This window comes from Kitasatospora sp. NPDC056783 (genome assembly GCF_042789895.1).
Lineage (GTDB): Bacteria > Actinomycetota > Actinomycetes > Streptomycetales > Streptomycetaceae > Kitasatospora.
The window spans coordinates 1-14,562 of the sequence record NZ_JBHUAF010000036.1 but is presented as its reverse complement, the minus strand read 5'-3'; the positions used below and the strand labels follow the sequence as shown (position 1 = coordinate 14,562).

At 74.9% G+C, this 14,562-nt stretch carries 9 protein-coding genes; all 9 read right to left on the bottom strand.

Annotated elements, in window-relative coordinates:
• Positions 1 to 9: 9 nt before the first annotated feature.
• Positions 10 to 1,224: a TIGR02678 family protein gene (locus tag ACFRMQ_RS08560; RefSeq protein ID WP_380728349.1), complete on the bottom strand. Its 1,215-nt coding sequence runs from the start codon at positions 1,222 to 1,224 to the stop codon at positions 10 to 12.
• Between the two features lie 34 nt (positions 1,225 to 1,258).
• A complete protein-coding gene (locus ACFRMQ_RS08555) occupies positions 1,259 to 2,857 on the bottom strand; it encodes a TIGR02677 family protein (RefSeq protein ID WP_380728347.1) in 1,599 nt (532 codons plus the stop codon).
• A gap of 137 nt (positions 2,858 to 2,994) precedes the next feature.
• A complete protein-coding gene (locus ACFRMQ_RS08550; protein ID WP_380728345.1) occupies positions 2,995 to 4,158 on the bottom strand; it encodes an ABC transporter permease in 1,164 nt (387 codons plus the stop codon).
• Between the two features lie 154 nt (positions 4,159 to 4,312).
• A complete protein-coding gene (locus ACFRMQ_RS08545; RefSeq protein ID WP_380728343.1) occupies positions 4,313 to 5,422 on the bottom strand; it encodes an NAD(P)-dependent alcohol dehydrogenase in 1,110 nt (369 codons plus the stop codon).
• A 56-nt stretch (positions 5,423 to 5,478) separates the two neighbouring features.
• Positions 5,479 to 6,330, bottom strand: a complete 852-nt coding sequence (locus ACFRMQ_RS08540) for an SDR family NAD(P)-dependent oxidoreductase (protein WP_380728341.1) — start codon at positions 6,328 to 6,330, stop codon at positions 5,479 to 5,481.
• An 8-nt stretch (positions 6,331 to 6,338) separates the two neighbouring features.
• Entirely contained in the window at positions 6,339 to 6,740 is a 402-nt protein-coding gene (locus ACFRMQ_RS08535; protein ID WP_380728339.1) for a hypothetical protein, read from the bottom strand.
• A 53-nt stretch (positions 6,741 to 6,793) separates the two neighbouring features.
• Positions 6,794 to 7,180, bottom strand: a complete 387-nt coding sequence (locus ACFRMQ_RS08530; protein WP_380728337.1) for a nuclear transport factor 2 family protein — start codon at positions 7,178 to 7,180, stop codon at positions 6,794 to 6,796.
• Between the two features lie 75 nt (positions 7,181 to 7,255).
• On the bottom strand, positions 7,256 to 8,542 hold the full coding sequence (locus ACFRMQ_RS08525; protein WP_380728335.1) for a cytochrome P450: 1,287 nt from the start codon (positions 8,540 to 8,542) through the stop codon (positions 7,256 to 7,258).
• Positions 8,539 to 14,562 (bottom strand): SDR family NAD(P)-dependent oxidoreductase (locus ACFRMQ_RS08520; protein WP_380728333.1); only part of this gene is annotated, 6,024 nt, incomplete at its 5' end. The genes ACFRMQ_RS08525 and ACFRMQ_RS08520, both read right to left, overlap by 4 nt.

The window sequence follows — 14,562 nt, the reverse complement described above, 5'->3', positions numbered from 1 at the left end:
CCTCCCTGGTCAGGTTGCGGGACCGTCGGTCACGGTGGTCCGGTACCGGAACGCGGCGGGCCGGGGGACGGTGCGGTCGCCGATCCGGCGGGCCAGGCCGAAGTCGCCGAGGACGCGGACGGCGTCGGCCGCGAGGCGCTGGGCGCCGTCCTCCGACTGGTAGCTCTTCGCCCACTGCGGGAAGCGCCGCAGCAGTTCGTTCGCCTCGACCGTGAGCTGTTCCGGTGTCAGCCCGTCCGGGGCGGCCGTCAGCGGTTCCAGCAGGAGCAGGGCGGCGACGCGGGCCGTCGCGGAGTCGTCCGGGAAGCGGCTGTCGGTGGCGATGCCGTCCGGGTCGACGAGCAACAGGCCGTCGGCCCGGTCCTCCAGCACGAAGCCGCCCTGCTCGGCGGCGCGCCGGACGATCTGGCGCCCCGTCGGCGAGGTGAGGTAGGCCAGTTCGTCGGCGCCGAGCTCGTCGTGGTGCAGGACGGGATCGTCGAGGAGCCGGCGCAGCACCGAGTGCCGCAGCCGGAGGTTGCGCTGCGCGTCGGAGGCGTCGGCACCGCCGTACCGGCTCTCGTGCGCGGTGGCGCGCAGGAGCCCCTCGAAGCGCAGCGGCACGTCCTCCGCCGGCACGGCCAGCCGGGACGGCCCGACCGGCGCGGCGAGCAGGCGCATCAGGACGGTGGCGTCCACCCGGTAGAGGACCTTGGCCTTCGCCGAGTCGACGAAGCTCTCCGTGGCCCCGTCCACGGTGAGGAGTGCTCCGTAGGACTCCAGCAGCTTGAGGACGTCCACGAAGGCCATCCGCTCGGGCTTGCTCGCCGTGTCGAAGGGCGGCAGCGCCTCGTCGGTGGCGCAGGCCTGGACGACCCGGTCGGCCAGCAGACCGACCGTCGTCACCGGGACCGGAAGCAGCTCGGCCGCGGCAACGCACAGCAGCGTGTAGCGGCGGCGGTCGAACGGCGCCCTGCCGGAGCGCAGTCGGCGGGCGGGGCGCGAGGCGTCGGGGACGGCCCGGATCTTGAGCAGGCGCGCGTACCCCAGGCGCGGCTCGACCACCAGCTGCCAGCCGCAGTAGTAGTCGAACCACTTCGTCAACGGATCGTGCCGGCGGCGGATCAGCTCGAAGGCCGGTGCGTCGCCGCGCTCGGTGATCAGCGGCCGGCCGAGGAGCAGTCTGATGCCCCGGGCGATGTCCTGCCGCTCGGCCAGGACCAGTTGGTTGGCCAGGGTGCTCATGCGCCGCTCCTGATGGCGTCCGTGCTCCGCTCGCTCATGGGGTGTCCTCGGGGGTGTCCTCGGAAATGTCCTCGGGAATGTCCTCGGGAATGTCCTCGGGAATGTCCTCGGGACTGGCTGCCCGCGGGGCGCCCGGCCTGCGGATCTCCACCAGGTAGTCGGGCCCCTCCAGCGTCCCCCGAGACGTCCGAAGAACGGCCCGCCCACCGTCGGGAAGCGGCCGGAGCACGATCTCGACGCGGCCGTCGGAAGTGACGGCCCGACGCGACCCGCCGCCGTCCGGCCGTACCGCCAGTGCCCGGCCGAGGAGATCGAGCAGCCGCTCGAAGACGGCGTGATCCAGCCTGCCGAAGCCGGAGAGCCGCACCGGGCCGTCGGTGTCCAGCACGCCCCAGGCCGCTTCGAGTTCGGCGCGCTCCTTGCGGGCCCGCTCGGCCCGGGCCGCCTTGACGCCGCCGATGTCGCGCACCCTGCCGGTGCGAGTGAACCGCTCGGTGCGACCGCTGGTGCGCAGCAGCGCCGAGACCTCCACCGGCGGGGTCTCGGCCCAGCTGCCCGACGAGGGCACCAACTCCGGGTCCGGGTGCGCGAGATGGGCATGCCGGGCCGGGCCCAGGCCGAAGGCCGCCGACCACAGGCGGTGCAGGTCGTCCTCACCGGGCGCCACGGCGAACCAGCGGGCCAGCTCCCGGAAGTCCTGGACGGCACTGGACGAGCGGCGCCGCGACTCGGTGATCCGGTCGAGGACCTGCAGGAGCGTCACGATCGCCCGCCGCGCCACGTCGTGCAGCTGCTCCACCCGCGGCCGCACCGCCCCGTCCACCGGCCGGAACCAGGCCCGCAGCCCCTCCCAGCGCGCCCGGCGCCGCTCCAGCCAGGCCGGTCCGGGATCGCCGTCGGCGACCGGCGGCAGCTCTGCGCCCCGCAACGCCCGTTCGTGCAGCAGACCCACCCCGTGCCGCTCGACCCGCTCCACGGCGGTGGCCACCGCCCGGCTCCGCTGGTCGAGGTTGACGAGGAACTCCTGGAGATAGGCGATCGTCGCGGCCTTCACCTCGCGGAAGGTCGCCAGGTCGGCGCCCTCGGCGCGCAGCAGGCGCTGCAACTCGCCGTTGAACGCCTTGGTGTTGGCCAGCAGCGCCTCCAGGTGGCCCTCCAGCTCCTGCAGCGTCGTGAACACCCGGCGGTCCGAGGACGTGGGATCCCCCAGCAGCACGTACAGCTCGTCCAGCCGGTCGGTGATCGCCTCCAGCACCGCCGTCTGCAGCGCCCCCGTCGAGGCGAGCACCGACAGGGCGTGCTCGACCCCGGCGAACGCGGCCTCGCCGCGCCGGGTCAGCGAGTACTGGAGGTTGCGGCGCTCGTACTCCTCGGCGGTGCGGTAGTGCTCCGCGTGGTTCTGGACGACATCCAGCAGCTGCCACTCCCTGAGCTTGCGCAGTGCCTCCTGGAGCTCGTCGTCATGCACCGCGTCGAGCCAGCCGACCGTCCGCAGCCAGGTACGGACCTCGTCCAGCCCGAGCGCCGTCTCCAACCGCTCGTTGGCCGCGCCGAAGGCCTGGAGGATCGCACCGTAGAGCTCGGCCTTCTCCCCCGTCGTGAACCGGAACATCTCCGGCGGCACCCTGCGCAACGACTCCCCTCCCCTCGCCCCGTCTGGTGGCACCACAGTACGCGGACGCACCGACGCCCGGTCCCGGCCGGTCCCTACCGCGGCCCGGACCGGTGCCGGCCCTCACCTGCTCCTCCCCTCAATCTCCGGTCAAGCTCTCAGACCACCGCGCGGCGCACGGTCCCCCAGGTGACCACCGCGCTCGCGGTGATCGCCAGGGCCAGTGATCCGAGAACCACCGCGGCCGGCGTGGAGAGGTTCAGGTTCAGCCCGACATCCGTCTTGGTGACCTGGGAGAGCCCGGAGGCCATCCCGGCCAGCGGCGGCAGCGTCACCAGGACGCCGAGCGCCGCACCGATGCCGACCACCAGGGAGGTCTCCCCGACGGCGAACGCCAGCAGCTGTCTGCTCGTGCCGCCGGCGGACTTCATCACCGCGAAGTCGCGGCGCCGGCCGTGTGCGGCCATCGCCATGCTGTTGGCGACGGCGATCCCGCTGTAGCCGACCGCGATGACGATCAGCATCGCGGCCAGGCTGTCGGTCAGCCGGGCGTCGGTGTTGTAGTCGTCCAGGGCGTACTGGACGGCGTCGTGCACGGCGGTCCCGGGGATCGCGACCGGCTTCACCTGCTCGGGGACGAAGACGTCGTCGTTGAGTGCGGCCGGATCGTGGTCGCGGACCAGGCCCCGGGCCAGCACGAAGTCACCGCGCGCGGGGTCGTCCGGCAGGACCTGGGCGATGCGCAGCCGCACGGTGGCGCCGTCGGCGAAGCGCACCGGGTACTGGTCACCGGCCTTGAGGCCCAGCCAGGTCGCGACGGACTCGCCGAGCACCGCCTGGCCGGGCCGGTCCCAGTCCGGGTCGCGTGAGCCCAGCGCGTCGATCACCACGGTGGAGCCGTCGGCCTTGCGCACGAACGCGCGGGTCGGAAGGGCCGCCTTGCCCACCGGGTTCGCGGCGACCACCTCGTCGGTGTTGCCCGGGGTGCCGTCGTTGGTGACGATCACCTGGCCCGCGAACTTCAGGGCGTCGCCGGCCGGGTAGGCCACCCGCATCGTCTCGACCACACCGCTGAGCAGGACGGCGAACCCCACGGCGGCGATCACCGGCGCCGCCGTGGACGCGGCGCGACGCGGACTCGCGGTCAGCTCGGCCCGGACGAGCATCGGAGCGGCCGAACCCGACCGTCCGAACAGGCTGGTCACCGCCCGGCCCACCGGCCCGACGAAGACCGGTGCGAGCAGTGCGGCCGCCACGATCAGCACCATGGTCGCCACGATCGCCATGTCGACCCGGCTGTCCGCGGCCGCGGTGGCGGTCATCACCGCGAACAGCCGGCGGCCGAGGTCTGTCGGTCCTGGGGCTCGCGACGCGACGGCGCGGTACCGCCACCCGTACCCGCGGCACGGCATGCGGCGGCCCCGCCGGAAACGTCCGGCGGGGCCACTGGGGTCGGCCGCTGTGATCCCTGTGGGGTCAGGGTCCGACGTGGTGGAGGAGGAGGGGCTTGACGGCGGTGCCGGCGACGGAGTCGGCGGCGGCCTGGTTGATGTCGGACAGGCGGTAGGGGCAGACGAGTTTGTCCAGGGGGAAGCGGCCGGCCAGGTGGAGGTCGACGAGTTGGGGGATGAGGAGGGCGGGGACGCTGTCGCCCTGGAGGATGCCTTTGACCGTGCGGCCCAGGAGTTGGACGAGGCCGACGGAGAGGTCCGGGCCGGTGCCGGCCGAGCCGACGATGCCGGCCGTGCCGCCGGGCGCGAGGGACTCGACGGCCGCGCGGGCGGTCTGCGGGAGGCCGACGGCGTCGAGGGCGAAGTCGACGCCGCCGCCGCTGATCTTGACCACGGCGGCGGCCACCGCGTCCTGGTCGCCGTCGAGGGCGTCGGTGGCGCCGAGTTCGAGGGCCAGGTCGAGGCGGGCGCGGTGCAGGTCGACGGCGATGATCCGGGTGCAGCCGGCGATCCGGGCGGCCATCACGGCGGCCAGGCCGACCGGGCCGGCGCCGAACACCACGAGGCTGCTGCCGGGTGGTGCCGCGAGCGCCCCGAAGACCGCGCCCGCGCCGGTCTGCAGGCTGCAGCCCAGCGGGCCGAGGAGTTCGAGCGGGGCGTCGGCGCGCACCTTCACCACACTGCGGTGGTGGGCGACGACGTGGTCCGCGAAGGAGGACTGGCCGAAGAAGTGCCCGCTGAGCTCGGTGCCCGCCGCGTCCCGGTAGGCGGTCGAGCCGTCCGCCCGCCGGCCGCGCAGGTTGAGCGGCAGGAAGGAGACGCAGTGCATGGGGTGGCCGGTGAGGCAGGAGCGGCACAAGCCGCAGCTCATCGGGGCCAGCACCACCGGGTCGCCCGGGGCGACCGAGGTCACCGCCTCGCCCACCGCCTGCACCACGCCGCTGCCCTCGTGGCCGAGCACGACGGGCAGCCCGGGCGGGAGGACCTGGTCCCGGGCCAGCAGGTCGGTGTGGCACAGGCCGGTGGCGACCAGCCGGACCAGCACCTCGTCGGCCCGGGGCTCGGCCAGCAGCACGTCCTCGACGGAGAACGGGCCGCCCCTGGTGCGGGCGACGGCGGCCTTGACGGAGAGCATGCGGTACTCCTCGGGAAGGGGCGGCGGGGCGGGCGGGACGGTGACCGGGGTGCCAGTCAGCGGCCCCGTGGGGCGGGCCGGTCCGGACGGTCGTCGTCGGGGACGCTGCTGACCCGCCCGCCGGCGAAGCGCAGCCGGTGCTCGCCGGCGACGACCAGGTCGGCGAACTCGAACGGAGCGACGTCGGTGTCCGGCCCGACCACCCAGGCCTGTCCGGTCCGACCGTCCCGGACGACCTCCGTCATCGCGTCGACCACCTGTTCCGGGGTGGCCACCGCGACGCCAGCGGCCCGCCAGGCGGCGAGGCGTTCGGCGACCAGCGGGGTGTCGACCGCGCCCGGGCAGAGCACGTTGACCGTTGTGCCGTCCTCGGCCAGCACGGGCCCCAGCGAGCGGACCAGGCCGACCACCGCGTGCTTGGAGGCCGAGTAGAACACCTCGGGCGACGGGCGGAGCCCGGTGGTGCTGGCGGTGACCACGATCGAGCCGCCGCCGCGTTCCCGCAGCGCCGGCCGGGCCGCCTGCACCCCGTACACCACCGAGTCGACGTTGCTCGCGAACAGCCGCCGGTAGGCGTCCGGGTCGAATCCTTCGCCGATCGAACCCCCTTCCAGAACACCGGCGTTGAGCCAGACCACGTCCACGCCGCCGAACCGTTCGACGGCCGCCTGGACCAGCTTCTCGTTGTCGGCGAGCCCGGTCACGTCCGTCGGCACGAACAGCGCGCCGGTCTCCCGGGCGACGGCCTCGCCGCGGGCCCGGTCGATGTCGGCCAGGACGACCCGGGCGCCCTGGGCGGTGAACCGCCGGGCGGCGGCGGAACCGATTCCGCCGCCCCCGCCGGTGATCAGGACGACCCGGCCGGCGAACTGCCCGGCGCCGGCCGGCTCTTCGGAGATCCTGTCCACGGTGCCGGTCAGGAGAGCTGGGTGGTGAAGAAGACCAGCTTGGCCTCGGCGGTCTTGCCCAGTTCCACCGGGCGCCACTGCCGGAACCCGGTGCGACCGGCGTACCGCCCGCTCACCCCGACGGCCGGGCAGTAGAGCCACTCCCCCGAGACCAGGTTCTCGAAGCGCGCCCAGGCCTCGACGTGCACGACGCCGTCGGTGAGCACGATCTTCTCGTTGACGCAGGCGAGCAGGACGCCGTCGCTCTCCCGGCGGGTGACGATCTTGTAGAAGCCCTCGACCGTGCCGATCGCGGTGCCGGACGGGTCGCGCAGCTCCGACTGGTAGGTGCCGCTCTGGCCGGGCTTCGGCTCCTCGAAGTCGATGTCGTTGGCGAAGGTGGTCAGGTGCTCACTGAGGTTCTCGAACATGGACGGACTCCTGTGTGGTGTACGGGTGTTGGTGGTTGTGAAGGGCCGGGCGGTCAGGCCTTGCGGAAGACGTCCTTGACGAGGATCAGGCCGTCCTTGAGCGTGAAGAGGTCCACGCCCCGGTCGATCACCTCGCCGGCGCCGTTGCGCAGGGTGAACTCGATGATCTGGCGGTCGCCGACCACCACGGCGGGTTCGAAGACCAGGCCGATCCCCTGGTCGGCGAGTTCCTCGCGCTTCTTGACCAGGTCGACCAGGAACTCCCGGATCCGGTCCCGCCGGTAGGTGGTGCCCGGCTCGGGCCCCTCGGCCATGATCCAGGCGCCGTCCTCGGCGAAGCAGGCGACCGCCTCGTCGAAGGCGTCCCGGGCGCACGCGTCGAAGAAGGCCGCGACCGCGCCCTCGCCCACCGCTGCCCCGGTTCCCGTGTTGTCGGTCATGAGTGGTTCATCTCCCTTGGGATCGTACGGAGTTGTCACACCGGGGCCGTTGCTGGCCACCGGGGTCGGTGCTGGTCAGGACATCCGGACCGGCAGGCTCGCCAGTCCGCGGAACTGGAGGCTGTGCCGCCACACCAGGTGCTCGGCCGGGACGGCCAGCTCCCAGCGCTGGAAGCGGTCCAGCAGCCGACCGAATAGGACCTCCCCCTCCAGTCGGGCCAGCGGCGCCCCGATGCAGTGGTGGATGCCGTGGCCGAAGGAGAGGTGCTGGTTCTTCTTCCGGCCGACGTCCAACCCGTCGGGCCGGTCGAAGACGGCCGGGTCCCGGTTGGCGGCGCAGAGCGAGACGAAGACGATCTCGTCCGCCGGGATGGTCACCTCACCGACCTGGACCGGCCGGGTGGTGTACCGGATGGTGGCGAGGTTCAACGGGCTCTCGTAGCGCAGGAGTTCCTCGACCGCGCCGGGGAGCAGGGCCGGGTCGTCGCACAGTCGGCGGTGCTGGTCGGGGTGCTGGATCAGGGCGAGCACCCCGCTGCCGATCAGGTTGGCGGTGGTCTCGTAGCCGGCGTTCATCAGCAGGAAGAGGCTGGAGATCAGTTCGCCGCCGTCCAGCCGGTCCCCGTCCTCCTCCGCCTCGATGAGCGCGCTCACCAGGTCGTCGGCGGGAGCGCTCCGCTTGGCGGCCACCACCGACTCCAGATGGGCGTAGGACAGCCCGATCGCCTCCCGCTTCTCGGCGGCGCCGGCCTCGACGCTGGTGAGCACGCCGTTCCAGCGGCGCAGGTCCGCGAAGTCGGCCGCGGGGACGCCGAGCAGGGCGCCGATCACGTAGATCGGGAACGCCAGCGCGATCTGCTCCATCAGGTCGAACTCGGCGCCGGGCACGATCTCGTCGACCAGGTCGTCGGCGAGCTGTTCGATCCACGGCCGCATCCGCTCGACGCGGCGCATGGTGAACGCCTTGGAGACGATGCGGCGCAGCCGGGTGTGGTCCGGCGGGTCGCTGAACAGCATGCTGCGCGGGTTGCTGCCGGCCGAGCCGTCGGGGTGCAGGGCGTGGCGCTCGACGATCCGGGGCAGGCCGAGCGCGTCCTTGGAGAGCGACGGGTCGGCCAGCAGGGCCCGGACGTCCTCGTGCCGGGTCACCACCCAGGCGTTGACCTCGGAGGCGAGGGTCTTCACCACGTGGCGGCCGACCGGCGCCTCGGTGCGCAGGACGTCGTAGGCGGGGTAGGGGTTCTGCAGGAAGGTCGGCCCGAAGACCGTCTCGGTCGGGCTCGGCGGGATCGGTGGGATCGGCGGGCTCGGTGGGGTCGGTTCCGTCGGGGTCGGGGTGGTCGGGGTGGGTCCGCTGGTCATCGTGTCGCTCGTTCCCGTTCCGCTCCGGACAGCCAGGTCTCGACGGCACGGCCGGTCGAGGCTGCGGAGTCGCCGATGATGGTCAGGTGGTCGCCCGGCACGTCGACGCTCTCGTGCCGGTGGGGCCAGGACGCCAGGGGGGCCGGTCGGTCCTCCGGGGTTCCGGCGAGGGGGTCGGTCGCCCGGACCAGCAGGGTCGGGCTCGCCACCAAAGCCGGCCGCCAGCCGCGGAAGAGCTCCAAGTGGCGGCCCATGGCGCTCAGCCCGGTGTCGGTGGTCAGCTCGACCACGTCGGCGCGGTCGGCCAGGGCCCCGAAGATCGCCGACTCCAGGGCGGTGAGCCCGGCACTGCCGGGCAAATGGGTGTCGAGCAGGACGACGGCGGACGGCGCGCTGCCCTCCTCGGCGAGCGCCTCGGCCACGGCCTGCGCCAGCCAGCCGCCCGAGGAGTAGCCGAGCAGGGCCACCGGCCGCTCGCCGTGTTCGGCGCGGACGGCCGCCACCTGCTGGGCGACCAGCTCCGCGAGCGTGTCGGGCAGCGTCTCGCCGGGGCCGTAGCCGGACGGCGAGAGCACCGTCAGCTCGCGCAGGCCCCGGAAGGGGGCGGCGAACCGGGCGTACTGGTAGGCGTGCGCGGGTGCGACCAGCGACGGGAAGCAGATCAGGGGCTGGTCGGCGGGGCCGGTGGCGAAGCGGTCGCGGCGCGGGGCGGCGGGTGGCCCGTCGGGCTCGTCGCGCAGCCGGGCGGCGGAGGCGAGCAGCCGCAGCCCCTCGCCGGCCCGGCCGACCAGGCTGGCCTGCCGGAACAGCGTGACCAGCGGGGAGCCTTCGGAGGCCGGGGCGGGTGGGGCGGCCTGCGGCCGGTCGGCCGACGGCACCTGTGCGGCGGGCAGTTCGTCGACGGGCAGCGCCTCGACGAACCGGGCGGCGAGGTGGGCGGCCAGCTCGACGGGGGTCGGGTGGTCGACGATCGCGGTCGGAGCGACCCGCACCCCGGTCGTCTCGTGCAGCCGGTTGCGCAGCTCGGCCATGCCGAGGGAGGTGAGCCCGAGCTCGCTGAAGGCTTCACCGGATCGGGCCATCTCCTCCACCTCTCCCATGACAGCAGCGAGTTGACGCGTCACCAGGTCGGTCAGCAGTTCGGTCCGGGCGGCGTCCGGGGCCTCGCGCAGCTGTCGGCGCAGCGCTTCGGCTCCGGTCTCGGGCTCGTCCGGCTTCTCCTCGGCGAACGAGTCCGCCGCCCCTGCGCCGGCGGTCGTGCCGGGCCCCGCGGGGCCGGCGTTCGTGCCGGGCGCCGGGGGACCGGTCAGGGAGCGGGTCGCCGTCAGCCAGTGGCTGCGGCCCTGGAACGGGTAGACGGGCAGGTCGACCCGGCGGCCGCCCCCGGTCAGGCCGTCCAGGTCCACCGGCAGCCCGTGCACGTACAGGCGGGCGAGCGCGTCGGCGAGCGCGGCGCGGTCCGGACGGTCGGCGCGCAGCAGCGGGACGACCCGGGCCGCGCCGGGGTCGGCGAGGCAGTCCCGGGCCAGCGCGGTCAGCACGCCGTCCGGGCCGAGCTCGACGAAGGTGCGCACCCCCTGCTGTTCCAGGGTGCGGACGCCATCGGCGAAGCGGACCGGGCGTCGGACGTGCCGCACCCAGTACTCGGCGGTCGCCAACTCTGCCGGGTCGGCCAGGGCGCCGGTCAGATTGGAGACGAGCGGGATGCCCGGCGCGCGGTAGGCGATCCGCTCGGCCTCGGCCCGGAACGCCGCCAGCATGTCGGTCATGTGCGGGGAGTGGAACGCGTGGCTGACCCGCAGCCGCTTGGTGCGCCGGCCCCGTTCCGCGAGTCGGGCGGCGAGTTCCAGGACGGCGCCTTCGTCGCCCGAGAGCACGGTGGCGGCGGGTCCGTTGACGGCGGCGACGGATACCTGTCCGGCCCGGTCCGCGATCAGCTCCACGACCTCCTGTTCGCTCGCCTCGACGGCCACCATCGCGCCGCCGGGCGGTAGTTGCTGCATCATCCGGGCGCGGGCGGCGACCAGCGCGGCGGCGTCGTCCAGGTCGAAGACGCCCGCCGCGTGGGCGGCCGCCAGTTCGCCGACCGAGTGGCCGGCCACCAGGTCCGGCACCACGCCCAGGCTCTCGACCAGCCGGTGGAGGGCGACCTCCAGGGCGAACAGTGCCGGCTGGGCGTAGCCGGTGCGGTCGAGCGGGGCGGCGTCGGCGGAGCCGGCCTCGGCGAGGACCACCTCCCGCAGCGGGTGGCCGAGCCGTGCTTCGAGCGCCGCGCAGGTCTCGTCGAAGGTTTTCCGGAAGACCTCGAAGGACTCGTACAACTCCCGTCCCATGCCGAGGCGTTGGCTGCCCTGGCCGGTGAAGAGGAAGGCCGTCGGAGCGGTCGGGTCGACCCGGCCGTCCAGCAGACCGGCGGCCGGCCGGCCGGCTTCGAGGGCGGCGAGGCCCGCGGCCAGGCCCACCCGGTCCTGCGCGAGGAGCACCGCCCGGTGGGTCAGCGCGGCCCGGCCGGTGGCCAGCGAGTGGCCGAGGTCGGCGAGGCTCTGCTCGGGGTGGGCGTCGAGGTGGCCCCGCAGCAGCCGGGCCTGGGCGCGCAGCGCCGAGGTGCCCCGGGCGGAGAGCGGGATCGGCACCGGCGACGACACCGAACGGGCCTGGGCCTCGACCGGAGCCGGCTCGGGCGCGTGCTCGACGATGACGTGGGCGTTGGTGCCGCTGATCCCGAACGCGGACACCGCCGCCCGGCGCGGCCGGCCGGTCTCCGGCCAGGCGACCGGCTCGGTGAGCAGGGCCAGCGCGCCGGTGGACCAGTCCACGTGCGGGGAGGGCGCGTCCACGTGCAGGGTCTTCGGCAGCAGGCCGTGCCGCAGCGCCAGTACCATCTTGATCAGCCCGGCGAGCCCGGCGGCGGCCTGGGTGTGGCCGATGTTCGACTTCACCGAGCCGAGGTGCAGCGGGCGGTCGGCGGGGCGGCCCTGCCCGTAGGTGGCGAGCAGCGCCTGGGCCTCGATCGGGTCGCCGAGGGTGGTGCCGGTGCCGTGCGCCTCGACCGCGTCGACCTCGTCGGGCGTCAGGCCGGCCTCCGCCAGCGCCTGGCCGATCACCCGCTGCTGGGCCGGCCCGTTGGGCGCGGTCAGGCCGTTCGACGCGCCGTCCTGGTTGACGGCGGTGCCGCGCAGCACGGCGAGCACCGGGTGACCGTTGCGGCGGGCGTCGGAGAGCCGCTCCAGCAGCAGCACACCGGCCCCCTCGCCCCAGCCGGTGCCGTCGGCGGCCGCGGCGAACGCCTTGCAGCGGCCGTCGTCGGCCAGGCCGCGCTGGCGGCTGAAGTCCACGAAGACGCCGGGGCTCGACATCACCGTCGCCGCGCCGACCAGGGCGAGCAGGCACTCGCCGGTGCGCAGCGAGCGGGCGGCGAGGTGCAGCGCCACCAGCCCGGAGGAGCAGGCGGTGTCCACGCTGAGCGCCGGACCGTGCAGGCCGAGGGTGTAGGCGATCCGGCCGGAGAGCACGCTGGCCGCGTTGCCGGTGCCCAGGTAGCCGGCCAGCCCGTCCGGGATCCCGTCGACGAAGGACAGGTAGTCCTGCCCGTTGGTGCCGATGAAGACCCCGGTACGGCTGTCCCGCAGCGAGAGCGGGTCCAGGCCGGCGCGTTCCACGGCCCGCCAGGAGATCTCCAGCAGCAGCCGCTGCTGCGGGTCCATGGCCGCCGCCTCGCGTGCGCCGATGCCGAAGAAGGCCGCGTCGAAACGGTCGGGGGCGTCGAGGAAAGCGCCGTGGCGGGTGTAGCTGGTGCCGGGGTGGTCCGGGTCGGGGTGGTAGAGGGCGGCCAGGTCCCAGCCGCGGTCGGCGGGGAACCCGGTGACGGTGTCGCGCCCGGCCGCCAGCAGTTCCCAGAACTCGTCCGGGCCGGTGACGCCGCCGGGGAAGCGGCAGTCCATCGAGACGATGGCGATCGGGTCCTCGGCCGTCCGGTCCCCGCCCGCCGGGAGGGCGGCCGGGTCCTGAGCGGGCGCCGGATCGGGCCGCAGCAGGGTGCGCAGGTGCGCGGCGAGGGCCTGCGGGGTGGGGTGGTCGAAGGCGAGGGTGGGCGGCAGGGCGACGCCCAGGGCGGCGCCGAGCGCGTTGCGCAGTTCGACGGCGGTCAGCGAGTCGAGCCCGAGCTCACGGAACGACTTGTCGGCCGCGAGCGCCGACGGGTCCTGGTGGCCCAGCGCGTGCGTCGCCTTCTCCGTCACCAACTCGCGCAGTGCACGGTCGAGTTGGGCGGGCGGCAGCTCGGCGAACCGGGCCGCCACTGGGGCCGGCGCACCAGGGGCCGGCGCACCAGGGGCCGGGGCGCCGTGGGCCGGTCGGGCCTCCGGCAGGTCGGCCAGCAGCGGTGGTGGGGTGGCTCCGGCAAGCAGCCGCTCCCACCGGACGTCGGCGACGGCGACGGTGGCCGCGCCGCTGCCCACGGCCGTCCGCAGCGCGGCGAGCGCGGGCCCGGCCGCCATCGGCTCGACGGCGAGCCGGGACAGCTTCTGCCGGGCCCCCTCGCCCGCCGCCATCCCGGCTCCGGCCCACGGGCCCCAGGCGATCGAGGTGGCCGGCAGGCCGTCCCTCACCCGGCGTTCGGCCAGCGCGTCGAGGAAGGCGTTGGCCGCCGCGTAGTTGCCCTGCCCGGCGCTGCCCAGCGTGCCGGCGACGGAGGAGAACAGCACGAAGGCCGACAGGTCGGTGCCCAGGGTGAGCCGGTGCAGGTTGAGCGCGGCCACGGCCTTGGCCCGGGCCACCTCGGCGAGCCGGGCGGGGGTGAGCGCGGAGAGCACCCCGTCGTCCAGGACCCCGGCGGCGTGCACGACGGCGGTGAGCGGGGCGGGCAAGGCGTCCAGCAGGGCGGCGAGTGCCGCACCGTCCGCCGCGTCGCAGGCCACGACGGTCACCTCGGCGCCCAGCGCGGTCAGTTCGGCGGCGAGTTCCGCGGCCCCCGGCGCGTCCGGTCCCCGGCGGCCGGTGAGCACCAGGTGTCCGGCGCCCTCCCGGGCGAGCCAGCGGGCGACCTCGGCGCCGAGCGCGCCCGTCCCGCCGGTCACCAGGACGGTGCCGGACGGGCGCCACCCGGACGAGCCGGCGACGGGCCGGTAGCGCGTCAGCCGGCGGACGTGGACGGCCGCGGGGCGGATCGCCGCCTGGTCCTCGCCGCCCGGGCGGCCGGTGCCGGAGAGCAGGGCGGCCAGCCGGGCGCCGGTGCTCCCGTCCGGGTCGGCCGGCAGGTCCACCAGCCCGCCCCAGCACTGCGGCTGCTCCAGCCGGGCCACCTGGCCGAGGCCCCACAGCGGGGCCTGGGCGAAGCCGGCCAGGCCGTCCTCCGGGGTGGCCGCCACCGCCTCCCTGGTCGCCAGCCACACCGGGATTCCGAGTCCCGGTGCGGCGGCGGCCTGGAGCACGGCGAGGGTGTCGGCCAGGCCGCGGGTGACCTCCGGGTGGTCCGGTTCCGGACGCTCGTCGACGCCCGCCAGGCAGAGCAGCCCGGCCGGTCGCGGTCCTTCGGCGAGGACGGTGCGCAGCCGGTCGGCCGGCGTCGCCCGCGCGTCCAGCGGGACCACGACCGGCTCGACGTGCCCGCGCAGTCCGTCGACCACCGCCGTCAGCCAGGTCCGCTCCTCGGGGGCGTCCGGGACGACCACCAGCCAGCGCCCGGGGACGACGGCGGACGTAGCCGTGGTGGCAGGCAGGCGCTGCCAGCGCGCGCGGTAGAGCCAGTCCGCCGACTTCTCGTCCGCCCGACGGGAGCGGTGCCAGGTGGAGAGCGCGGGCAGGGCCCGGCTCAGCGGCACGTCCCCGGTCACCCGCAGGGCGCCGGCGAGCCCTTCGAGGTCCCCCTGCTCGACCAGGCGCCAGAACTCGGTGTCGGCCGAATCGGCACCGTCCGTTCCGACGGCCTCCTCGGACTCGGGGGCGAGCCAGTACCGGTCGGTGCGGAAGGTGTAGGTCGGCAGCTCCGCCCGCCGGGCGTGGCCGTCGGGCCCGGCCGGGAC

Coding starts and splice junctions, on each gene's coding strand:
- ACFRMQ_RS08560 (WP_380728349.1), bottom strand. CDS start 1,224: ATGAGCACCCTGGCCAACCAACTGGTCCTGGCCGAGCGGCAGGACATC.
- ACFRMQ_RS08550 (WP_380728345.1), bottom strand. CDS start 4,158: ATGACCGCCACCGCGGCCGCGGACAGCCGGGTCGACATGGCGATCGTG.
- ACFRMQ_RS08545 (WP_380728343.1), bottom strand. CDS start 5,422: ATGCTCTCCGTCAAGGCCGCCGTCGCCCGCACCAGGGGCGGCCCGTTC.
- ACFRMQ_RS08535 (WP_380728339.1), bottom strand. CDS start 6,740: ATGTTCGAGAACCTCAGTGAGCACCTGACCACCTTCGCCAACGACATC.
- ACFRMQ_RS08530 (WP_380728337.1), bottom strand. CDS start 7,180: ATGACCGACAACACGGGAACCGGGGCAGCGGTGGGCGAGGGCGCGGTC.
- ACFRMQ_RS08525 (WP_380728335.1), bottom strand. CDS start 8,542: ATGACCAGCGGACCCACCCCGACCACCCCGACCCCGACGGAACCGACC.